The sequence below is a fragment of the Ruegeria sp. CDSB022 genome (genome assembly GCF_059611145.1).
Genome location: NZ_JBXWOZ010000002.1, coordinates 152,321 through 173,673, shown reverse-complemented (window position 1 = coordinate 173,673; position 21,353 = coordinate 152,321). Strand labels below are relative to the sequence as shown.

Annotated in this window: 19 protein-coding genes; 9 read left to right on the top strand and 10 right to left on the bottom strand. The window is 55.4% G+C overall.

The window, feature by feature from the left end:
* Positions 1 to 47: 47 nt before the first annotated feature.
* The 5 genes from AC2FIZ_RS06260 to AC2FIZ_RS06240 all read left to right on the top strand — a co-directional run bounded on the left by AC2FIZ_RS06260 (position 48) and on the right by AC2FIZ_RS06240 (position 3,875).
* Positions 48 to 812 carry a hypothetical protein gene (locus tag AC2FIZ_RS06260; RefSeq protein ID WP_496790772.1) on the top strand — a complete coding sequence of 255 codons (765 nt, stop codon included), beginning with the start codon at positions 48 to 50 and terminating at the stop codon, positions 810 to 812.
* An 83-nt stretch (positions 813 to 895) separates the two neighbouring features.
* Positions 896 to 2,095, top strand: coding sequence for an N-acetyltransferase DgcN family protein (locus tag AC2FIZ_RS06255; protein WP_281972778.1), 1,200 nt, complete (start codon positions 896 to 898; stop codon positions 2,093 to 2,095).
* Complete coding sequence (locus tag AC2FIZ_RS06250) at positions 2,092 to 3,213, top strand: alanine/ornithine racemase family PLP-dependent enzyme (protein ID WP_281994898.1); 1,122 nt, start codon at positions 2,092 to 2,094, stop codon at positions 3,211 to 3,213. The genes AC2FIZ_RS06255 and AC2FIZ_RS06250 overlap by 4 nt, the downstream gene beginning before the upstream one ends.
* Positions 3,214 to 3,261: 48 nt before the next feature.
* Positions 3,262 to 3,474, top strand: coding sequence for a hypothetical protein (locus AC2FIZ_RS06245; protein ID WP_281972780.1), 213 nt, complete (start codon positions 3,262 to 3,264; stop codon positions 3,472 to 3,474).
* A gap of 119 nt (positions 3,475 to 3,593) precedes the next feature.
* Complete coding sequence (locus tag AC2FIZ_RS06240; RefSeq protein ID WP_142634991.1) at positions 3,594 to 3,875, top strand: hypothetical protein; 282 nt, start codon at positions 3,594 to 3,596, stop codon at positions 3,873 to 3,875.
* Between the two features lie 340 nt (positions 3,876 to 4,215).
* Here AC2FIZ_RS06240 and AC2FIZ_RS06235 read toward each other — a convergent pair whose 3' ends face one another.
* The 3 genes from AC2FIZ_RS06235 to cobT form a co-directional block, all read right to left on the bottom strand.
* Positions 4,216 to 4,557, bottom strand: coding sequence for a DUF427 domain-containing protein (locus tag AC2FIZ_RS06235; protein ID WP_142634990.1), 342 nt, complete (start codon positions 4,555 to 4,557; stop codon positions 4,216 to 4,218).
* A gap of 65 nt (positions 4,558 to 4,622) precedes the next feature.
* On the bottom strand, positions 4,623 to 6,404 hold the full coding sequence (locus tag AC2FIZ_RS06230; protein ID WP_496790771.1) for an aminopeptidase P family protein: 1,782 nt from the start codon (positions 6,402 to 6,404) through the stop codon (positions 4,623 to 4,625).
* A 53-nt stretch (positions 6,405 to 6,457) separates the two neighbouring features.
* Complete coding sequence (gene cobT / locus AC2FIZ_RS06225; protein WP_142634986.1) at positions 6,458 to 8,335, bottom strand: cobaltochelatase subunit CobT; 1,878 nt, start codon at positions 8,333 to 8,335, stop codon at positions 6,458 to 6,460.
* A gap of 251 nt (positions 8,336 to 8,586) precedes the next feature.
* Here cobT and AC2FIZ_RS06220 point away from each other — a divergent pair, with 251 nt between their 5' ends.
* The gene (locus AC2FIZ_RS06220; protein WP_281972783.1) at positions 8,587 to 9,618 is read left to right on the top strand and encodes a hypothetical protein; all 1,032 of its coding nucleotides are present in this window, start codon (positions 8,587 to 8,589) and stop codon (positions 9,616 to 9,618) included.
* Between the two features lie 93 nt (positions 9,619 to 9,711).
* Here AC2FIZ_RS06220 and cobS read toward each other — a convergent pair whose 3' ends face one another.
* Entirely contained in the window at positions 9,712 to 10,695 is a 984-nt protein-coding gene (cobS, locus tag AC2FIZ_RS06215; RefSeq protein ID WP_271950250.1) for a cobaltochelatase subunit CobS, read from the bottom strand.
* A 618-nt stretch (positions 10,696 to 11,313) separates the two neighbouring features.
* Here cobS and AC2FIZ_RS06210 point away from each other — a divergent pair.
* Positions 11,314 to 12,216, top strand: coding sequence for a Hint domain-containing protein (locus AC2FIZ_RS06210; RefSeq protein ID WP_496790770.1), 903 nt, complete (start codon positions 11,314 to 11,316; stop codon positions 12,214 to 12,216).
* A 5-nt stretch (positions 12,217 to 12,221) separates the two neighbouring features.
* On the opposite strand, the gene AC2FIZ_RS06205 is transcribed toward AC2FIZ_RS06210, so the two are convergent.
* Positions 12,222 to 12,848 (bottom strand): J domain-containing protein, encoded by a 627-nt coding sequence (locus AC2FIZ_RS06205; RefSeq protein WP_142634977.1) that lies wholly within the window; start codon positions 12,846 to 12,848, stop codon positions 12,222 to 12,224.
* 107 nt (positions 12,849 to 12,955) lie between these two features.
* Between AC2FIZ_RS06205 and AC2FIZ_RS06200 the strand changes: the two genes are divergently transcribed.
* Together AC2FIZ_RS06200 and AC2FIZ_RS06195 are read left to right on the top strand one after the other, a co-directional pair.
* Entirely contained in the window at positions 12,956 to 13,210 is a 255-nt protein-coding gene (locus AC2FIZ_RS06200; RefSeq protein ID WP_142634975.1) for a BolA family protein, read from the top strand.
* Positions 13,211 to 13,493: 283 nt separating this feature from the next.
* A complete protein-coding gene (locus AC2FIZ_RS06195; protein WP_281972784.1) occupies positions 13,494 to 14,555 on the top strand; it encodes a glycosyltransferase family 4 protein in 1,062 nt (353 codons plus the stop codon).
* Between the two features lie 55 nt (positions 14,556 to 14,610).
* Here AC2FIZ_RS06195 and AC2FIZ_RS06190 read toward each other — a convergent pair whose 3' ends face one another.
* From AC2FIZ_RS06190 to pepN, 5 genes are all read right to left on the bottom strand, one after another.
* On the bottom strand, positions 14,611 to 15,042 hold the full coding sequence (locus AC2FIZ_RS06190; protein WP_281994895.1) for a DUF4177 domain-containing protein: 432 nt from the start codon (positions 15,040 to 15,042) through the stop codon (positions 14,611 to 14,613).
* 182 nt (positions 15,043 to 15,224) lie between these two features.
* Positions 15,225 to 16,736, bottom strand: coding sequence for an Asp-tRNA(Asn)/Glu-tRNA(Gln) amidotransferase subunit GatB (gene gatB, locus AC2FIZ_RS06185; protein WP_496790768.1), 1,512 nt, complete (start codon positions 16,734 to 16,736; stop codon positions 15,225 to 15,227).
* Positions 16,737 to 16,806: 70 nt separating this feature from the next.
* The gene (locus tag AC2FIZ_RS06180; protein ID WP_282027533.1) at positions 16,807 to 18,018 is read right to left on the bottom strand and encodes a hypothetical protein; all 1,212 of its coding nucleotides are present in this window, start codon (positions 18,016 to 18,018) and stop codon (positions 16,807 to 16,809) included.
* Between the two features lie 177 nt (positions 18,019 to 18,195).
* A complete protein-coding gene (locus AC2FIZ_RS06175) occupies positions 18,196 to 18,624 on the bottom strand; it encodes a hypothetical protein (RefSeq protein WP_271950240.1) in 429 nt (142 codons plus the stop codon).
* Positions 18,621 to 21,230, bottom strand: coding sequence for an aminopeptidase N (gene pepN, locus AC2FIZ_RS06170; protein ID WP_496790767.1), 2,610 nt, complete (start codon positions 21,228 to 21,230; stop codon positions 18,621 to 18,623). The genes AC2FIZ_RS06175 and pepN overlap by 4 nt, the downstream gene beginning before the upstream one ends.
* Positions 21,231 to 21,353 lie beyond the last annotated feature (123 nt).

Here is a 21,353-nt window from a genome sequence, read left to right as displayed (position 1 = left end):
AACTCTTTCGGACGACTTGGCGCGCAAATCTGTCACTAGGCATTCAGATGAGTGCGGCGCTGATTGGGTTTACACTCTGTGCTTTGCTTCTATTTTCGATGCCTGCATTCGCTCAATCTACATCGCAATCGGTGCCAGAAAATGCCACTGCAACGAGTTACGGTGACGGTTGGAAATGCAACGCCGGGTATAGGTTGAGTGGCGACGTCTGCGCAGCTGTCGTAGTGCCAGAAAATGCCTATCCGACCAACCGTACCTATGGTTTAGGTTGGGAATGTCTTCATGGTTTTCGCGAGAACGATGAAGCGACCTGTGTTGCGGTGATTGTACCCGATGGCGGATTCCTTGATTCATCAGGTGAACGCTGGCATTGCTCTCGCGGTTTTCTCAAAATCGACGATACGTGCCAAGAAATTGTCGTACCCGCAAACGCTTATCTGGCTGATACGACCTATGGACCCGCGTGGGAATGCAAACGTGGGTTCGAAGCATTGGACGACCGTTGCGTCGCCATTGTGGTCCCGGCTAACGCGTATTTGAATTCATCAGGATACGGCCAACCCTGGACATGTGAACGTGGATATTTTGTAAAGGATGGCACGTGCGCGGCCGTCGTGATCCCTGAACATGCCTACTTGGACGATGCAACGTACGGCACGGGATGGAAGTGCGAGCGGGGATACGCGACCTCAGGTGTGAATTGCGAAACAATAGAGCTTCCTGCGAATGCCCATCTTGACAGGTCCGGAAACCGTTGGAACTGCAACAAGAATTTCAAGTCATCTAAAGGTCTGTGCGTTCTTGATAACTGAGCGCGCGGCGCGACTATTTCGACTTTGGTATCCGATGGTGACGACCGTGTTGCCTTGGGTGTCGACCACACAAAGGAAACATCATGAAAACCGACTTTAACGTGGCAAACACGATCCGTCGTCCTGTTAGCGGGGCGCAGGCGCCGCCATTTACCAGCGACGAACCCATAAGATCAACTTCTGCCACTCAGATCATCTTGCCGCCAACTGCGATTGTCTATTGCCAAGGTAACTTTGCCAAGGCGGATGGCAAAACTGCAAATGGCCTCGTTCGCCATTCAGAGGCCTATAGGATCCTGTCTGTCATAGATAGCGATCACGACGGCAAAGACAGCGGGTTGGTTCTTGACGATACTGTAAACCACATTCCGGTCTTCAGAAGTCTGGACGCTGCTGTTGTCCATGAAGCTGTAATCCCGGATACCCTCATTTACGGGATGGCACCATCTACGGGCAGGCTCTCATCGACAGATCGTGACGTTGTTCTCGACGCGATATCACTTGGTATGAACATCGTCAGTGGATTGCATGAGTATCTGGGCGATGATCCAGAAATCGCCTCTTTTGCGGCCGAACGCAAAGTCACCATCCGAGATATTCGCAAACCTAAACCCAGCAAGGATATGCGCCTGTTCGATGGGAGTATTTCTGGTGTGAAAGCACTGCGCATAGCGGTTCTTGGGACCGACTGCGCCATCGGAAAGCGGACAACAGCGACTGTTTTAGCCCGTGCCTTGAACACAAGAGGCATCAAGACTGTCCTTGTTGGTACGGGCCAGACAGGTTTGATGCAGGGTGCAAAATATGGGGTGGCAATGGATGCCGTACCACCGCAGTTCTGTTGCGGCGAACTTGAAGGCGCGATCGTCGACGCTTCCGAGTCTGAACGACCCGATGTCATATTGATCGAAGGTCAAGGGGCGTTGAGCCATCCGGCATTCTGCACATCCGCCTTTATCCTGCGGGGCAGCCAGCCGGACGCCGTAATCCTCCAGCACGCTCCAAAGCGCGCGCATCGCTGTGACTTTCCCAATATGCCGATGCCCAAGCCTGCAAGTGAGATTGCCCTAATCGAAGCATTTGCTGACACAAAGGTCATTGGTGTCACGCTCAATCATGAGGGGATGTCCGAGGCCGAGGTAACCGACACGATCGCCGCACAGTCACAAATACTCGGGCTGCCTGTAACGGATGTACTCAGCCGGCCGGCTTCGCATTTGCTTGCAATGGTTGTTGCCGCTTACCCTGGGTTACGTCACTCCACACCCGTGGCTGCGATATGAGTACCCCTCGCATTGAGGTGCATCTGAGCAAGATACGTCACAATGCGAAGACTGTTGTCGAGCGCCTCAAGACACGCGGCATCGGTGTCACCGGTGTGACCAAGGCAGTGTGCGGGCATCCGGCCATCGCTCAGGCAATGCTCGACGGCGGCGCTGTGGGGCTTGCGGAAGCGCGGCTTAGTAACGTGCGAAGGTTACGCAACGCGGGCATGACATGCCCGATCACATTGATCCGTACACCAACGCTGAGCCAGGTCGATCAGGTCATCCAATACTGTGAGGCGAGCTACAATACAGAAATCCTCGTGATTACCGCTCTGGCCGCCGCCGCGATCCGGAAAGACTGCATTCACGGCATTATCCTGATGGTTGAGATGGGCGATCTGCGCGAAGGGATCATGCCAAAAGACCTCGGCTCAGTTGCACAGCAAGTGGTGGACATGCCCGGCGTTACGCTGAAAGGCATCGGAGCGAACTTTGCATGTCTGGGGGGAATTGCCCCGAATGCTGCAGATATGGAGGCCCTATCTGACCTGGCGAATGAAACAGAGGGGCAGTGTGGTCCCTTCCTTCACACGGTATCTGGCGGAAACTCGGCCAACCTTCCTTGGGCCCTCGGCGGACACCCAGCTTGTCGCATCAATGATCTAAGGCTGGGGGAAGCAATACTTCTGGGCGTTGATCCGGTTTCCGGAGATCAGATAGGCGGGATGTATACGGATGCCTTCACGCTTGTCGCTGAGGTAATTGAAACAGGGTCCAAACCTGCATCTCACCCTCAGAGCATCTGCGATCCGGTATTCAAAAGACTTCACCTCGTCCCGAAAAGCGGACAGAGCACACAAATAATTCTGGCCGTTGGTCAGCAAGATACGGACATTTTGGGGCTTTCGATGCCCCCTGGATACCGGCTTATTGGTGCAACAAGCGATCATCTTGTCGTTGGCACTTACCATTCGACGCAAAGCGTAGGATCGGAAATGAAGTTCCAAATGAACTATAGTGCGTTGATGAATGCTATGTCCGCTCCTGACGTTAAGACAAAGTTGCTCCGTGGCAGTCATTCACGACACGCGCATGTCTCTCAAGGATCAGGCAATCACCTGGCATCGATTTGAACACTCAACTGATAAATGCACCGTTGAAAACGGTTAGGAGAATAACCATTGGCAAAGCTGACAAAAAAGACTGTCTTCAATGCACACGTTCCCAAGGCGGAAACACCGATGGACAAAACAACGCGGATCGTTAGAGAAATGGTCAACGAAGAAGCAGAGCAAAGACAAATCAAGAATGCCCGGCTCCGCAAAACTCGGCTCGAAAGGGATGCGAATACATTATCTGAAGCCTGTCCGCCGAAGCCCGTCAAAAAGCGGTGACAGGATTGTCGCCCCTTCTTTTCGCGCGACTGGAATGATCGAAACACGAACAAAGCGGCTAGCGAGCATTGTTTTTCCCATGCATCAATCGCACCCATACTCATTTTACGGATACTGCCATGACAATCTCAGATGAGAGCTCAGAAAAAATTCACTATATCTGTCAGACATATGTGGAAAATAAGCCCGGTCGCGGAGGGCAAGGAAACTTGAAAATTGGCAAGCAATTTGAATATTCCACGGCAGCAGAGGCACAAAACAGAGCAGAAAGGGAAGCGCTATCCGACGATTGCGCTGGCGCTGATGCCTACATGGTCAGTGAGGACCCGAACAGTGGCGAGGTCGGGGCGCCGAGTTTCATCATTAGGCTTGGAAATGTTCCGGAATTTGATGAGTTTTAGATCTTGAGCAGGCTTCAGTTTAACTCTCTAAATTCACATTGATTGCGGCATTAGATCGACAAAAAGTAAATCTATTTGGTGCCAGAAAAACAGACCATTTTGGGCGTGGGTTTTGCCAAGAAACTGCGCCATGAATACCGGAAAAAAGCAGTTTTTAGTGTAGGCGCAGCGAGAAATCCCAAGGTGCAGGTCGGGCTCGTTTGATACTTTCGTGGTATCCAGCGTAAAGGATCGTTCTCTTACTTCGAGCCAGATTTTGACGTGAAGGCCAAAGCGATCTGGCCTTTCATATTGTGCAACAACTCGATTGAGTAGAGGTATTGCGCATCTGGGACATACGTCAGATTTGTTCGACCTTCACGGAATCAAGCGGGTAGAAGGCGACATGGCCTTTGATGTCTAAGGCAGAATGGATCGGGTCTTCATAGCTCCAAGCAGCGTTTTCAGTGACCGAGGATTTGTTGACGATCGAAAAATGCGTGGCTTGGCCCTTGTGTTTGCACTGCGTGACCTTGTCGGTAACATCCAGAAATGCCATCGCGATATCGGTACGAGGGAAATAGATGACCGGATCAAGATCGCCCTCGAGCAATTCCAGAGCATTTGTGGTTTCACCCAGAATGGCGCCTCCTGAACGGACGCTCCATTTGCCTGGTGTCTTGCGAATGGTGATCTCGGTCATCTTTGCTCTTTCCTCTGGTCCGGTTTCCCGCTTGTCCACTGCCCGGTATATGTAACGATGCGGTGTCAGATCGGTGCGGTTGCGGCATCCAACCACAGTTGGGCGTCATCTCCCAGCCTTGGTCGAACTTTTACGGCAACTTCGCGGTGATATGCGTTCAGCCAGTCGCGTTCGACTGCCGTCAGCATATCGGTCAGAACCAAGCGTCGGTCGATAGGGACATAGGTCAATGTGCGCCATTCCAACATGGGACGTTCCGCGTCACCACTGGGCAGGGTAGGGGCAGATTGCACCACCAAAAGGTTTTCAATCCTGATTCCAAACGCACCTTCGCGGTAGTAACCCGGCTCATTCGACAAGATCATGCCCGGCAGCAAGGGCTCATGGCTGGCTTTGGACAGACGCTGAGGGCCCTCATGCACACTCAGATAGGCACCGACGCCGTGCCCGACACCGTGATTAAAGTCCTGACCCGCTGCCCATAGGGGAATACGCGCCACGGATTCGATATCACGTCCAGCCAACCCGGCAGGCCAGCGCAGCATAGACATGGCGATCATGCCTTTCAGCACGCGAGTAAAGCAGGCTTTTTCTTCTTCACCCACATTGCCGATAGCAATGGTCCGGGTAATATCAGTCGTGCCATCCAAATATTGTCCGCCGCTGTCCAGCACCAGGATATGACCGTCTTGCAGCAGGCTGTCGGTTTCCTCGGTCACCCGGTAATGCATGATCGCGCCATTGGGTCCTGTCCCTGCAATCGTATCGAACGAGATATCCTGCAGGGCATTATCCTTGCGCCGGTTCTCCTCAAGCCGAGTGACCACCTGCGTTTCCGTAACATCGCCAGCGGCTTGCGCATCCAGCCAGCACAGCGTTTCGATCACAGCGACAGCATCGCGCAGATGTGCCTCGGCACTGCCTGCGATTTCGGCAGGGTTCTTGCAGGCTTTGGGCAGCGCACAAGGGTCGCCGCCATCGACCATCTGCCCCTCTAGCACATCGGCCACTGCCTGTGGCAGCGTACCAAGATCAACCTGAACCTTACCGTCAAGCGCTGCGACAGCCGTCAAAAACGTGTCCGGCGCATGAACTGTGACTGAATCGGCCATCGCCACGTTCAGCTTTTGGTGCGCCATGAACAGATCCACGCGGCCATCCGCATGCAGTATAGCAAACCCATGCGCCACCGGGTTGTACCCGATATCGGAGCCCCGAATGTTCAACAACCACATGATCGAGTCGGGCAGGGTAATCACCGCTGCGCTACAGCCCGCGTCCTGCAGGGACTGCGCCAGACGCGCAATTTTGCTGTCTGCGCTTTCGCCCGCGAATTCGATCGGGTGCAGCTTTACCGGGTTCATTGGTGGATCGGGTTGATCCCGCCAAACCCGGTCCACCAGATTGTCGCTGCGCACCAGTGTAATATCTCGGCCTTCAAGGTCGGTCTGCGTTTTCGCGATCTGACCCGCCGAATGTAGCCACGGATCAAAGCCAACCCGACCACCCTGCGGGAGTTGTTCCTTTAGCCACGCGGCAAGGCTGACCTCGGGCCATGGAACAGGTGTGTAATCGGCGGCGACCTGCGCTTTGACCTGCGTGCGATATCGTCCGTCAATGAAGACGCCGGCCTTATCTGCCAAAACCACGCAGAACCCGGCCGAACCTGTGAACCCGGTCAGCCAGGCAAGCCGTTCGTCGCGCGGGGCCACATATTCGCCTTGATGCACATCCGCGCGCGGGACCAAGAAACCGTCCAACCCGTCGCGTGCCAATTCGGTCCGCAGATCGGCCAGCCGGGGCGGGCCCTGTTCCGGCCGTGCGGTCACGGCGAAGGACTGAAACATGTCATACCTCTATCAGTTTGGAGCGCGCGACGCCATGTCATGGAAAAGGCGATTCAGCCTACTCTCTTCATTCCCATCACCCGCGCTCGTGCGCGCGGATCACTGTCAAACAGAGCGGCCAGTTGCTCGGTCATGGCTCCGGCCAGTTGCTCGACATCCGTGATGGTCACGGCGCGGTCGTAATACCGGGTCACGTCATGGCCGATGCCGATGGCAAGCAATTCCACCATCTTGCGCTTTTCGACCATTCCGATCACATCGCGCAGGTGCTTTTCCAGATAGTTTGCTGGGTTCACGCTGAGCGTTGAATCATCGACCGGCGCCCCGTCCGAGATTACCATCAAAATCTTGCGCTGCTCGCGCCGTGCCGTCATCCGGCGATGCGCCCATTCCAGCGCCTCGCCGTCGATATTTTCCTTCAGTAGCCCTTCTTTCATCATCAGCCCCAGATTGGGCCGGGCGCGTCGCCACGGGGCATCCGCGCCTTTGTAGATGATATGGCGTAGATCGTTCAGACGACCGGGCTGCTGTGGGCGGCCATCGTTCAGCCAGGCTTCGCGCGCCAGCCCGCCTTTCCACGCTCGCGTGGTAAAGCCCAGAATCTCGACCTTGACGTTGCAGCGTTCCAGCGTGCGTGCCAGAACATCCGCGCAGATCGCCGCGATCGAAATAGGTCGCCCGCGCATCGAGCCCGAATTATCCAACAGCAGCGTCACCACCGTATCGCGGAACTCAGTGTCCTTCTCGACCTTAAAGCTCAGCGGTGTGGTTGGGCTTGCAACAACACGCGCCAGACGGCCCGCGTCCAGAATGCCTTCTTCGCGGTCGAACTCCCAGCTGCGGTTCTGTTGCGCCTGCAACCGGCGCTGCAATTTGTTGGCCAAACGGCTGACGGCACCTTTCAGCGGTTCTAGCTGTTGATCCAGATAGGCCCGAAGGCGTTCCAGCTCAGCGGGCTCCGCCAGATCCTCGGCGGCGATCTCTTCGTCATGGGTGCTCAGGTAGACCTTATAGTCGGGATCAGCATCGGATGCAGGCGGAGGGGCAGGCGGCTCCAGCGGGGCCTCGCCCTCGGGCATCTCGGCCTCTTCTCCCATTTCATCCTCGGCCATCTCATCCATGGAGACTTGGGCCTGAGACTGATCCTGCTGTTCTTCCTGTGACTGCTCAGGGGTCGCATCCGCGTCCTGTTCGTCCTGATCATCCTGACCAGTGCTGTCGGGGTCGGGCTGTTCTTCGGCGTCGTCTTCGGCCTGATCTTCCTGATCTTCGTCCAGCTCATCCGGGTCATCGCCCAGCTGATCGCCATAGCCCAGATCCTTGATCATCTGGCGTGCAAACTTGGCGAATTCGGCCTGGTCCGAAAGCACCTCGTCAAGGTTCTCCAGTACGCCCCCTGCCTGATCTTCGATAAACCCGCGCCACAGGTTCATGACATTGTCAGCCGCAGGCGGCAGGTCGCGACCAGTGGCCAGATGCCGGATCAGATAGCCGGCGGCCACCGAAAGAGGCGCGTCAGCTGGCTGTTTGCATTGATCATACCCACGCCGGATCGCTTCGTGCCCGATCTTGACGTCGATGTTGGACGCAGTGCCTGGCATGTCCCGCGCACCCATCGCTTCGCACCGGGCAACCTCCATCGCCTCGTACAGATCGCGGGCCATGTCACCTGGAGGCGCATAGCGATTATGAGTAGCATCATCGTGATAGCGTCGCTGCAAAGCCAAAGCATCCGCGGTCCCGCGCGCCAACAGAACCTCTTCCCGCGTCATGCGCCGCGAGACCTGAGGCAACCGCATCGACTCACCCGACAGGCCCGACGGGTCGACCGTATAGCTCACCGTAAGTTCCGGATCGTCGGCCATCACTTTGGTGGCTTCGGCCAGAGCTTTCTTGAACGGATCAGCGGGGTTGTCTTTGGGTTTGCTCATCGGTGGCAGGTCCGGTCTTGTTCTACTCGGGCAACCTAGAGCCAATCATAGGTCTTGACCATAGGGTCGGCCTTGTTTTCCGGGTAATCAGCGGCACGCCCGAATTGCAAAAACGCCAGACCTGTAGAAAAGAGGCAACGCCCGGCTTCTGCGTGGCCTGTGATTCTAATTGGGGGTGACTTTTCCGTCAGTACAATGCAAAACGAACGGTACACGAACGCGTGATATAGTTATTTGTTTGGGACGGTTTAATGGGACTCAGAAGACAATTTCGAAAATTGTTCGGGATCAAAAGACAGACCATAGAATTACAGCCCTCGGGCTGGTTAGCCGAGAATGTTTTCTGTCAGTCACCCTCAACGCCGCTAAGTGAGATAGTTCACGTTTTCGATCCCAAATACAAAGATCCTGACCCAATCAACCTAGTGCATATCGTCAATTTCTTTTCTGTCGACGGAGCGATGAATGATGTCCAGCGCGCTACGTTGGATAGCATGGTGACTGCCAAATCAGATCCGTTGGCTGGTGAAGGTGAAACAACTTTGGTGCAGGTTCCGGTGCATGGGGACGAAGATCTGATTCAAGCCCATTACGGCCTGCAAGTTGCGACAAAACTGGAACGCACGGTTCTGGATGTCGGAACGTTTCGAATTCCTCGGCCTTTGCCACTTTTGTTTGATGTTCTGGAAAAGGGTGCATCCGTTGCTAAACCCGGAGATTTTGTAATCTACACTAATGCAGATATTTGTCTTCAGCCCTATTTTTATGGCGCGGTACGTCAGCTTATTGCGGGTGGTTTCGATGCCATCACGATCAATCGTCGGACATTTGGCGATGCGCATGGGTTTTCCCATGACCCCCTGTCTATGGGCGAGGTTGGTATGCAGCATCCGGGTTTCGACTGCTTTGTTTTTTCCAAAGAAGTTTTCGATCAATTTGTTCGCACAGATTCCTGCCTCGGGATGTCTGGGGTCATACAGCCAATGCTATTCAATCTCGCTGCGCACTCGAAACGAATGCTGATGCTCAAGAATGTCAGTCTGACGTTTCATTTCGGCGATGATCGGCCGTGGAAAACCCAGGACTTTGATGATTATGCCATGCATAACTTCACAGAGGCGGCGGATAGTTTAACCAAATTGGCGGAAGACGTCAGTAAACGCGGTCATCTTCGCGAGTTCTGTGACAATCACATTGGAATCTGGAAACTTGACGACGATGGATTGTTGGCTCCAGATGCGGCTCAAGAAGTTGCACAGGCACATTTGGCCAATAATGCATAAAAGCTAACTTTCATAGCTTTTGATGATGTGGCCCTGCAAGAGCTTCCGAAAGCCTGTGCCACGCACAAGCCCCCGGAAATTCCGTATATTTTGTTATCCCAAGCTGGTGCTTGCAGCGCTTTCCGGGAGTTCCTCGTCAAAACACCGCTGATAGAACTCGGCTACTGTCTGGCGCTCCAGCTCGTCGCATTTGTTCAGAAAGGATAGGCGGAAAGCATAGCCGACATTGCGGAAGATCTCGGCGTTTTGGGCCCAGTTGATCACGGTCCGGGGACTCATCACGGTCGAAAGATCACCGTTCATGAATGCAGTCCGAGTCAGATCGGCAACGGTGACCATCTGAGCGACGATCTTGCGGCCCTCGGCAGTGTTGTAATGCGGCGCTTTGGACAGAACGATCATCGTTTCTGCGTCATGGCTAAGGTAGTTCAGCGTCGCGACCAGAGACCAACGGTCCATCTGGGCTTGGTTGATCTGTTGTGTGCCGTGATACAGGCCGGTCGTGTCACCCAGGCCAACAGTATTGGCGGTGGCAAACAGGCGGAAATATTTGTGCGGGGTCAGAATCTCGTTCTGGTCCAGCAGAGTCAGGCTGCCATTGGTTTCCAGAACGCGCTGGATCACAAACATCACGTCTGCGCGCCCGGCATCGTATTCGTCAAAGACGATAGCAACAGGGTTACGCAGAGCCCAGGGCAGAATTCCTTCGTGGAAATCCGTGACCTGTTTGCCATCACGCAGCTTGATCGCATCCTTGCCGATGAGGTCGATCCGGCTGATATGGCTGTCCAGATTGACGCGCACGGCCGGCCAGTTCAGTCGCGCAGCGACCTGCTCGATATGGGTCGATTTACCGGTGCCGTGATAACCCTGAATCATCACGCGGCGGTTATGGGTAAACCCTGCGAGGATTGCCAGCGTCGTATCTGGGTCGAACTTATATGTGGGGTCGATCTCGGGAACCCGTTCTGTCTGTTCGTAAAAGCGTTTGACCTGCATGTCAGAATTGATGCCGAACACATCTCGGACCGAAATCTCTTCTGTTGGTTTTGCGTTTGCGTCAATCGGCCAATCCATGCCTGTCGTCCTTATCCTGATACCGCGGCCCCCGCGCGGGCTTCTGAACCCGTGTGTGGTGCAACATATTGCAGATAAGGGCAAGGGAAAGCGGCCCCCTTGGAAAGGTGAGCAGGTTTTTCTTTCAAACTGGCCCTATTGACGCGCGGGCGATCCTTGGTCGCGACGCGTACCAGGTGCAGGTCAAGCCGCGTTTGTCAACAAAGGCACTGCGGCCTGTTCGGACGCACATGCCGATCCATGTGTCGGAAATGCTGTATGCAGGTAAGTATTCAATAATCCAAATGTTGAAAATGACCTTATCAGACATATGAAAAATGGTCTCATGGGGCTTTTTGCAAGTTGCTCAAGTACACAGCAGATTTCTTTGCTAGTCGCGAGCCAGAACTGTCAGTTGGCAATACCAGACGTCGAGATGGCAGTTTCTGGATTCAGCGTCATCCTAAGGACGTGTAGAAACTAGGCAGGGCAACACTTTCGGCGAACGGGAAAGTGACCTCGGGCAAATGCCACAAGAAATCGTCACAACTTGCGGCTCGTCACGTGCAGATATTGAAATGTGTTGTGGAGGTGGTACACTATTTTGGACTTAGTTTAAGTAATAAGTAAAAGGTTGCCATGGCTTTAGTAATTACCGGTCCAACGAGGATTTTCTTTCCTCCGAACACGGACACATTTTCTGTGGACTACAACTCCAGCAAGCCAGCGTCTTGGTTTGTATCTGTAACAGATGACGGACTTCTTTCCCCTTCAGATTACTCGGTTACGATTTCCAGTGCTGGTTTACTAACAGTGGACCTGCAGCCGGGGGTTATTGTTCCCCCAAATACAACTCTGAGTTTGATCGTCAGAGCCTCCAGCGGGCCTGGAAATGGCAACAATGCCTCGATTGGGGTAACCGTTAGGTTGCCCGCTGGAACGGTGCCGTGTTTCGTGAAAGGGACATTGATTGAAACTGAAAGTGGCTGTCGCGCTGTTGAGGAACTCGCTGTTGGTGACAAAGTGCGTGCTTCCAGTGGTGAACTGCTACGCATCGAGTGGATCGGAGAGAAGACCCTGCAGGCAGAAGCTTTGAAGCGAAACCCCCAGTTACGTCCGGTTTGCATTCAGAAAGGTGCATTCGGAAAAGGACTGCCTGACCGAGATTTGTACGTTTCTCCACAACATAGGATTGTCGTGGAGGGTTGGCGCGCAGAGTTGCTGTTTGGAGAGCCAAAAGTTTTCGCCGCGGCAGTTCATCTCGTTAACGATCAAACAATTCGCCAAGTAAATACTTATGATCCCGTTACATACTACCATATTGCTTGCTGTCGCCACGCGATACTGTTGTCGAATGGTTTGCCAACTGAAAGTTTGTTTTTAGGTGAAATGGCGGTGATGTCCTTCGATCGGGAAGATGCCGAGGAACTCCGTGAGCTATTTCCCGAACTGCGAAACGCGGCACCCGCTTTTGAGCAAACGCGCGTACGTTGCCTAAAACGCCCCGAAGCTGCTGCGTTACGCGATACGTTCGCGCACTGAACCCACTACCTAAAATTCCGGCTGTCCTTGATCTGATCCCACGCCCAGACAACCTCTTGCAACTGCTCTTCCTGAGAACGGTCGCCGCCGTTCATATCGGGGTGCAACACCTTGATCAGCTTTTTATAGGTCTTTCGGATTTCGGCCTTGGACCAGCTGTCATTGGCTTCCAGAATCTCGATAGCGCGACGTTCGGTTGGGGGCAGGCGGCGGCCGCCTCCGCCTGTAGTGCGCCCTTTGTTCTGGGTACTGTTCGCGCCCAGCACCTGGTGCGGGTCTTCGATTCCCAAACGGGCCCAGGCACGTGCCTCGGGATCGCCCATGGGTTTGGTTTCACGCTCCCAGACTTTGTCCTTAGACTGTTGAGCATTCATTTCGGCCTCGGTCGTGCCGTCGAAGAAATTCCATTTCTGGTTATACTCGCGCACATGCTGCTGGCAGAACCAGAAGAAATCATCCAAAACATCCGGTGCTTTCGGGGCCCGAAATTTACCAGGCTCTTCACAGCCCTCATGGTCACAGATTCGCACCGAAGTTTCAGACGCGCCAGACATACCACGCCGTCCACGCGGGTTTTTTTTCTTCGCGCTGGAGACGGACATATCGAATCCAAATGGGTCTGATTTCGTCATGCTATGATCCTTAAGAACGCATCTTCTCGACTCGGAGGCAGCAGTTTAGTCTAAGCAGCCGAAAGTAGAAGAGGGGGGCGGTAATATTTTTGCCGCTGAGCGTAAAAATGACCGTGACCGAAGAAATGCGAAGCCGCCTGCAATCGGCGTTTGATCCACATGAGCTTGAAATCGTTGACGACAGCGAAAGCCACCGCGGGCATGCCGGATTCCAAGAAGGTGGTGAAAGCCATTTCAACATCCGAATCCGCGCGGCTGCATTCGAGGGGCAATCTCGCGTTGCCCGCCACCGCGCAGTGCACAAAGCGCTTGGAGATATCGTGCCGCGGATCCATGCTTTGGCATTGGATATCGGTGTTTAGGCAGGCTTTTGTAACGCGGCCCGGAACGGTCGCACCCCTGCAGCGAAGACAATTCGCGGGTTTTGCCGTGATCGTTCAGAGATTGGCACAGGGTCGCGGGTTGGATAGGTGAAAGCCGGCCGGTAATTTTTCGGTGTTTTGGTGATTTCGACCGGTTTCTTGCAGTGATGGCAACAAATCAGGAAATTCAGTCTGAATGTGAAAACATTCCATGCATAACAGTTGCTCGAACGCGGGCCCTAATCTACCCTCCATTGACGGGATGTTTTTCAGGTATTTGGTTTTGAGAGTTCTTTTTGTGCAGGCTGGATTTGGGCCTGGGGGGGCAGAGAAAGTAATCGCCATGGTTTCAGGGCATTTTGCCCGGCGCGGTTGTGCTGTTCACGTTACCGGTTTTCAGATGCCGACCGATGGTCCCTATTTCCCGATGCATCTCGATGTTGAACTCAGCGTTGCAGAAAAGGCGACGGGACAGGCGTCACGTATTACGCATATCCGCTCTGTCATAAAGAAATTCCGACCGGACGTTGTAATCTCATTCCTGACCAAGGTGAATGTTCAGACTCTTCTGGCCAGCGTTGGAACCGGGATTCCCGTTATCATTTCTGAACGCAACAATCCGCTGCGACAGGACGCACATCCCCTTTGGGCACCGCTTCAGGGGATTGCGGGGATAAAGGCAGCAAAGGTTGTCGGGCTGACACATCGCGGATTGGCGGATCTTCCCTTCACTTTGCGCAAGAAGGGGATGGTTATTCCGAACCCGATCCTCCCCTTTGAGCGAGTTGAATCCTCTGGCACGAGGCGGGGTGTGCAACTGGTCGCAGTTGGCCGCCTCGTTAGGCAAAAGGGGTTCGACATGCTGCTGCAGGCGATGCAGCGCATTCATTCCCAAGCTCCAGATACCAGGCTGATTATCTATGGTGAGGGCAGCGAGCGGGAAAATCTGCAGAAACTGCGCGATGATCTGGGGCTACAGTCGGTTGCTCGGCTGCCGGGCAATACGATCGAGGTCGGGGAATGGGCGCAGCGCGCGGACATTCTGGTAGCGACCTCGCGGTTCGAAGGGTTTCACAATGTCGTCGCTGAGGCGGCGGTCAGCGGGATACCGGTCGTGTCTTTCGATTGCGATTATGGTCCGTCAGAGTTCATTCAAAACGGACGGAACGGATATCTGGTTCCCGTCAACGATGTCAGTGGTTTGGAACAGGCAGTGCTGAAGCTGATCCATGAACCCGACCTCAGGGCGCAGATGTCCAAGGTGTCACCTACGCTAAAGGCCGATCTGTCCCCAGATCAGGTCTTTGCCCAATGGGACACGCTAATTCGCGACGTCACGAGCTGAGATTCAAAACGCAACTCCTGACAGCCATTTTTTTTTACAGACCCGGTTAGGGCAATCAGGTTTTTTGACCTTCAATCTCTGCAGTTTCGTCTTCCGATTTTTCTGTTTCAGCACCTTTCAGCGACAAAGGCGGCTCTTTGGCCTGTTCCGCAATGGGGGCCGGGGCCTGAACGGTATCGGGTCCAGGAACAGGTTGAGCAAGAGCAACGCCATCCTTCGTTTCGGTCGGGCTAGGTGTCGGGGCAACAGGCACATCAATTTCACGGCGAAATATCAGCACATTGCGCCAGTTCACGGTGCTGCCAGTCAGGCCGGAGCGTTCCTCGCTGGGCAACAACTCGGCGCGTTGATATTCCCAGCCATCCTGCCCCATCTGGTTTAGCACTTGTTCAATAGAAGCAGCGAAACGTCCCTCGGCTGACTTTTCACCCTTGGTCTTGGCAGACTTTTGGGGGGAAGGGACAACTTTGTATTCGTAGCGGGGCATCGGAATTCCTACCTGTAAGTTCCGGGTAATCTAGCAGGTTGATCACAATGGGAAAGTCATCATAGCGCGGCGGGCGAATTCCGGCACATCTGCTGGTGCGGGCCTGGTGCCACAAATGACAAGCGGCGGGACTTTGCGCAAAGGCTAAAGTCCTGCCGCCGAAATCAGTAAAACCGAAAGATCTACGATCCCAGTTTCTTGGCAATCAGCTCGTTGACGGCCTTGGGATTTGCCTTGCCACCAGTCGCCTTCATCACCTGACCAACGAACCAGCCGGCCAGTTTCGGGTTTACCTTAGCCTTCTCGACCTGTGCCGGATTGGCGGCTATGATCTCGTCCAAAGCGGCCTCGATCGCGCCCGTGTCCGTCACCTGCTTCATGCCGCGGTCTTCGACGATCTGCGCCGGATCTCCGCCTTCGGTATAGACGATTTCGAACAGGTCCTTGGCGATCTTGCCCGAGATTGCGTCCGAGGAAATCAGGTCGATGATGCCGCCAAGCTGTGCAGGTGAAACCGGCGAGTCGGTGATCTCGTGATCTTCCTTCTTCAGGCGGCCAAACAGTTCGTTAATGACCCAGTTTGCAGCCAGTTTGCCATTGCGACCCTGCGCGACCTCTTCGAAATAGGCAGCCGATTCAACATCAGCAGTCAGCACCGATGCGTCATAGTCCGTCAGTCCGAACGTGCTGATAAAACGCGCTTTTTTATCGTCAGGCAGCTCGGGAAGGTTGGCGGCGATGTCGTCAACCCAGGCCTGCTCGATCTCTAGCGGCAGCAGGTCAGGGTCAGGGAAGTAGCGATAGTCATGCGCTTCTTCCTTGGACCGCATCGAACGCGTCTCGCCCTTGTCCGGGTCATACAGGCGGGTTTCCTGATCGACCTTGCCACCACCTTCGACGATGGCGATCTGGCGGCGGGCCTCGACCTCAATGGCTTGCTGGATGAAGCGCATCGAGTTCATGTTCTTGATCTCACAACGGGTGCCCAGATGCGAGAAATCCTGTGTTTCCTGATACTTTTCATAGGCCCCCGGCAAACAGATCGAGACGTTCACGTCTGCCCGCAAATTGCCGTTCTGCATGTTGCCATCACAGGTGCCCAGATAGCGCAGGATCTGACGCAACTTGGCGATATAGGCGGCGGCCTCTTCCGGGCCGCGAATGTCGGGGCGGCTGACGATCTCCATCAGGCAAACACCGGTTCGGTTCAGGTCGACGAAGGACATATGCGGGTCCATGTCGTGGATCGACTTGCCCGCGTCCTGTTCCATGTGGATGCGTTCGATCCGCACCATGCGCGCGGTGCCGTCGCCCATCTCGACCAAAACTTCACCTTCGCCGACAATAGGCTGATAAAGCTGGGAAATCTGATAACCCTGCGGAAGGTCGGGGTAGAAATAATTCTTGCGGTCAAAAGCCGATTTCAGGTTGATATCGGCTTTCAGGCCCAACCCAGTGCGCACGGCCTGTTCGACGCAATATTCGTTGATCACCGGCAGCATCCCCGGCATTGCCGCATCCACAAAGGCCACGTTCGAGTTCGGCTCGGCCCCGAATTGGGTCGACGCGCCAGAGAACAGCTTGGCATTGGACGAGACCTGCGCATGCACCTCCATCCCGATTACCAGTTCCCAATCTTGCTTGGCCCCGGCAATGGTTTTGGGCTTAGGCATTTCGTATGTCAGGTCGAGCATGGCGCGCCTCATTTCCGCAGAAGTCTAAGCCTGCGTATTAGGCCCGGCGCGCCAAAGGGGCAAGGGGGAATCAGTGTCCGGACAGGTGCAACCCTGTCGGAGTAAAGGTCACATCCATGCCACTGCGCAGTTCCTCACGAAACAGGTCACCGATTGCCCGCAATGCATCGCGGTGCCCGCGGGCTGCAAACCGTTCGGGCGAGTTGATGCGGACCGAGTTATTGAACCCTTGTGCCGCATGGGCCCAGATCAGCGGATGCAGTTCGGTCAGGTGATCACGGATCAGCCAGTTGGCCGCGTCGTGGATCTGAGCGCGCACCGCGTCGGCCTTTTCATTCCCCCCAAGGCCGTTCTGGATGGTTATCGCACAATAGGCAGCCAGCATATTGACCATCTGCTGGTCGGGACGGTTGCGCAGAATATCGTGCAAACCCTGCAGGAAATATTCGATATCCAGCTGTGCGCAGGCTTCGTCGTCCAGGGCGATGGCATCAAACTGGACCCACGTGTAGCCACCGGCGCCCCAAAGGTCATGGGTCCGGGCTGCATTGCGCAGGGCCTGAACCTCAAGCTCTTCATAGCTGCCGAACCAGCGTGGCAGCAAGTGGGTGCCCATTGCACGCATATGGCGTTGGTTATGCGGGTCCAGCGTAATCAACTGTTCATACTGATCAGCCACGCGCAGATTGGACTTGCGCTGACCTGCCAGCAGAGCACAGCCAACAGCCGCAACCAGCGCATTGTTGGGCGCGGCTTCGCGGCATTTTGGCAGGATATCGGCCGCGCGGTCGAAATGGGCGGTGCAGCGAGACCGGTGCAAGGGGGGAAGAACTGCGTTTGTCGCAGTGCCGCGCCACGCCCAGGCCAGGTCAATATGCGCCATAGCCACAACAAGGGCGATCATCGGATCATCCTCATGCGCCCGCATTTCATCCTCTAGCTCAGAAATTCCGCCAAGAAGATCATAGTCTGACAATGCCCGATAATCGGACAGAGCGTGTTCGACCGCCAGCACCACATCGGACCGAGCGCCGAATGCTAGCAAATCCGCGATTGGCATCCCATCGGGCGCAGTTTCGCGTGCGTCATCGGCGGCACGCATCTTTGCAGAAAGGTCTGCCCACCGATCCTGACGGGCCAGATCGCGGCCAAGTTCGATGACGTCCTGACCGATCAGTTCATCGGCCGAGACATTTGCGACGGGGATATTTACCGAACCCTGATCTGGCAGAGCAGCGGCCAGCACTGCATCGGCCGCGTCGAAATCTGACGCAATTTTCAAGGATGGATGTGGAACGCGGGCCTTTTGGGCCATCAGAAACCGGAACATGCTTACACTCGAAACAAAAAAAATCGTAACCTAGCTTTAAAGACTGGCCTCTATTTGGCTCAAATTCAAGCTACAACCGTCTTATTGTCGCTTTGTTCCGGTCAATGTGCCCTGAGGCTCGGGATCGTTTCAAAATGGGCCGAAATGATGCCGTTCAACCTTTAGACCAGCCTCTTTCAGGCGGGACTCGAGTTCCTTATGCGGAGGGGTCGACTCATCGGGCAGGCGAATCCGCTTTTCCGAGGTCAGCACCAGCGACATGCGCACCGAGAAATCCCAGCGTGTATCCAGACGCACATGGTCGATTTCGCTCAATCTTACGCCAGCCTCGCGCCGCCCCGAGAACCACCGCAGCCCATCCTGATCCAGCCGGAGCCCCGAACGAGTGTTTTGTGCAAAGTCCCATAATGCGGGCAGGGTGAACAGGGCCAGCAGGCCAATCAGCCACCAGACGGCATCAAAGGCGATGACCAACACAGCCAGCGCGGCATAGACCGACAGCAGAATGGCGATGACCTGCGGTGACCTGTTATGCCGTGTATAGGAATAGGGGGTCATGCGTTCAGGATGCGCGTCACCATTTCGGTCGTGTCCCGTGAAAGGTCTGGCGTTTCGGCGATGCGGGTCAGCTGGTTGCGGATAAGGGCCTGGCGATCTGCGTCATACCGCTTCCACGTCTGGAATGCCGAACACATCCGCGCCGTGGTCTGCGGATTGACCGGATCCAGTTTGATCAGCCAGTCCGCCAGCAGAGAATAACCAGCTCCATCAGCACGGTGGAAACCGGCGTGATTCGTCGCCAATGCCCCTAGAACAGCCCGGAAACGGTTCGGGTTCTTCCAGTTGAAATCCGGATGCCCGGTCAGGTGGCTTACGATATCTGCAGTCTCTGCCGGGGCTGACATCGCCACCTGCAGGCCGAACCATTTGTCCATCACCAGCCGGTCATCTTGCCACCGGTCATAAAACGCGTTCAGTTCCTGTTCCCCTTTGCCCGCACGCAACAGGCAGGACAAAGCCGAAAGCTGAAGGGTCATGTTATCGGCGCGCTGATAATCCTCGGCCGCTTTTGCACCCCCGTCCAGCCGTGAGGTCAACGCCAGTGCGGCCCCACCCAGAGCCCGCTGGCCAGCTTGTTCTGCGTCCGGGCTAAAGGGGGCTTCGATGCTGGTTTCGCTGTGCAGGCGGGGCAGCAGATCCTGAACGTGCTGGGCCGTTACCTGCCGCAGCGTTTCAACAGCGGTCCAAATGGCCATCGGGTCGGGCGTGACACCCTGTTCATGCATCATCGCAGCAAGTTCAGATTGGGACGGCAACCCCAGCATCAAGGCACGATAAGACGGGTCAAGATCGCTGTCGCGCAATACGGCGAGGATGCCATTGAGGTAATCCGTTTCCGGTGCCGCATCCGTCAAGATCATCTTGATCAGCGTGTCTTCGGCTAAAGATCGCCCTGCTTGCCAGCGGTTGAACGGGTCGCTGTCATGAGCCAGCAAAAAGGCTCGCTCAGCGCTGCTCTGGTCATGTTCCAGAATCACGGGGGCCGAGAAATCGCGCAGGATTGAGGCCGTGGGTTTGGGCGGATTGGCACCGGACACGCGTTCCGGTCCTTCGCAACCCTGCAAGCGCCAGCCTTCTACTGTGTATTCGAAAGCAAAGCTTTGGATTTCCTGCGTGAACTCCAGAATGGTTGTGGGCATGGTTTCATCCCCGTTCGCGCCGATCAGCCCGACCGCAACGGGGATAACCTGCGGCAGTTTATCTGACTGTCCGGGGGTCGGGTCGGTGCGCTGTTTCAGCGTCAAGGTGTAGATGCCATCAGTCCAATCTTCGGTCACCGATACGCGCGGGGTGCCAGACTGGCTGTACCAGCGTTTGAACTGGGTCAGGTCGCGATCTGTGGTGTCTTCAAACACCTTGATCCAGTCCTCGATGGTGCAGGCCTGACCATCGTGCCGATCAAAATACAGCTCCAGCGCCTGCGCATAGGCCTCGTCACCTACCAGACGTTTCAGCATGCCGATCACCTCGGCGCCTTTTTCGTAGACCGTCGCGGTGTAGAAGTTGTTGATCTCCTGAAAGCTCTCTGGCCTCACCGGATGTGAAAGCGGGCCGTTATCCTCGGCGAACTGGCGCGCCCGCAGGTCGATGGCATCGTGGATACGTTTGACCGGGGCCGAGCGCATGTCCGAGGTGAACTGCGCATCGCGGTACACCGTCAGACCCTCTTTCAAGCACAGCTGAAACCAGTCGCGGCAGGTGATGCGGTTGCCAGTCCAGTTGTGGAAATACTCATGCGCGATGATCGCCTCGATCCGTTCGAAATTCATATCGGTGGATGTCTCAGGGCTGGCCAGCACGGCGGACGAGTTGAAAATGTTCAGACCCTTGTTTTCCATCGCCCCCATGTTGAAATCATCGACGGCGACGATGTTAAAGACATCCAGGTCGTATTCGCGGCCATAGACGTCCTCGTCCCATTTCATCGACTTCTTCAGCGCCTCCATACCGAAGGCGCACTTTCCCTCATCGCCCGGGCGCACCCACAGGTTCAGTTCAACCTCGCGGCCCGATTTGGTTGTGAACTGACCGGGATGTGTAATCAGGTCGCCTGCGACAAGGGCGAACAGATAGGCGGGTTTGGGCCAGGGGTCATTCCATTCGGCCCAGCCATCCCCCTTGCCGGTCGGGTTGCCGTTCGACAGCAGAACCGGCAACGCGCCATTAATGCGTACGGTGAAGATCGACATCACGTCGGGTCGGTCGGGATAGAAGGTGATCTTGCGAAACCCCTCGGCCTCGCATTGGGTGCAATACATGCCGTTCGACATGTAGAGCCCCTCAAGCGCAGTGTTGTTGCCTGGGTCGATTTCGACCTCGGCTTCCCAGACAAATGCCGCGTCGGGAACAACCGCTGTCAGGCCGGTCTCTGTGACGTCTGGAGTGATCTCAACCCCGTCAACAGTAGCACGGATCAGTTTCAGTTGCTCACCATGCAGGAAAAACTGACGGTCTAAGGCATCAGGATTGGGCCGGAAGGCGATGCGCGAAGTCACTCGGGTCGCATTTGGGGCCAGATCAAAGGTCAGATGTACGCTGTCCACCAGATAACCAAACGGTGTGTAGTCTTTCAGAAAGATCGTCGTGGGGGCTGCGTCGCGCATCGGTGGCCTCGAATGGGTTGGTATCAGGCGCGACGTTATGGGTTGCTGCGATGGGCTGCAAGCGGTGCAAGTAAGCTTGCTCAATAGGCGATAAGCATCTGTCGATGTCGAAGTGGCCTGACG

Coding starts and splice junctions, on each gene's coding strand:
- AC2FIZ_RS06260 (WP_496790772.1), top strand. CDS start 48: ATGAGTGCGGCGCTGATTGGGTTTACACTCTGTGCTTTGCTTCTATTT.
- AC2FIZ_RS06255 (WP_281972778.1), top strand. CDS start 896: ATGAAAACCGACTTTAACGTGGCAAACACGATCCGTCGTCCTGTTAGC.
- AC2FIZ_RS06250 (WP_281994898.1), top strand. CDS start 2,092: ATGAGTACCCCTCGCATTGAGGTGCATCTGAGCAAGATACGTCACAAT.
- AC2FIZ_RS06240 (WP_142634991.1), top strand. CDS start 3,594: ATGACAATCTCAGATGAGAGCTCAGAAAAAATTCACTATATCTGTCAG.
- AC2FIZ_RS06235 (WP_142634990.1), bottom strand. CDS start 4,557: ATGACCGAGATCACCATTCGCAAGACACCAGGCAAATGGAGCGTCCGT.
- AC2FIZ_RS06230 (WP_496790771.1), bottom strand. CDS start 6,404: ATGTTTCAGTCCTTCGCCGTGACCGCACGGCCGGAACAGGGCCCGCCC.
- cobT (WP_142634986.1), bottom strand. CDS start 8,335: ATGAGCAAACCCAAAGACAACCCCGCTGATCCGTTCAAGAAAGCTCTG.
- AC2FIZ_RS06220 (WP_281972783.1), top strand. CDS start 8,587: ATGGGACTCAGAAGACAATTTCGAAAATTGTTCGGGATCAAAAGACAG.
- cobS (WP_271950250.1), bottom strand. CDS start 10,695: ATGGATTGGCCGATTGACGCAAACGCAAAACCAACAGAAGAGATTTCG.
- AC2FIZ_RS06210 (WP_496790770.1), top strand. CDS start 11,314: ATGGCTTTAGTAATTACCGGTCCAACGAGGATTTTCTTTCCTCCGAAC.
- AC2FIZ_RS06205 (WP_142634977.1), bottom strand. CDS start 12,848: ATGACGAAATCAGACCCATTTGGATTCGATATGTCCGTCTCCAGCGCG.
- AC2FIZ_RS06200 (WP_142634975.1), top strand. CDS start 12,956: ATGACCGTGACCGAAGAAATGCGAAGCCGCCTGCAATCGGCGTTTGAT.
- AC2FIZ_RS06190 (WP_281994895.1), bottom strand. CDS start 15,042: ATGCCCCGCTACGAATACAAAGTTGTCCCTTCCCCCCAAAAGTCTGCC.
- gatB (WP_496790768.1), bottom strand. CDS start 16,736: ATGCTCGACCTGACATACGAAATGCCTAAGCCCAAAACCATTGCCGGG.
- AC2FIZ_RS06175 (WP_271950240.1), bottom strand. CDS start 18,624: ATGACCCCCTATTCCTATACACGGCATAACAGGTCACCGCAGGTCATC.
- pepN (WP_496790767.1), bottom strand. CDS start 21,230: ATGCGCGACGCAGCCCCCACGACGATCTTTCTGAAAGACTACACACCG.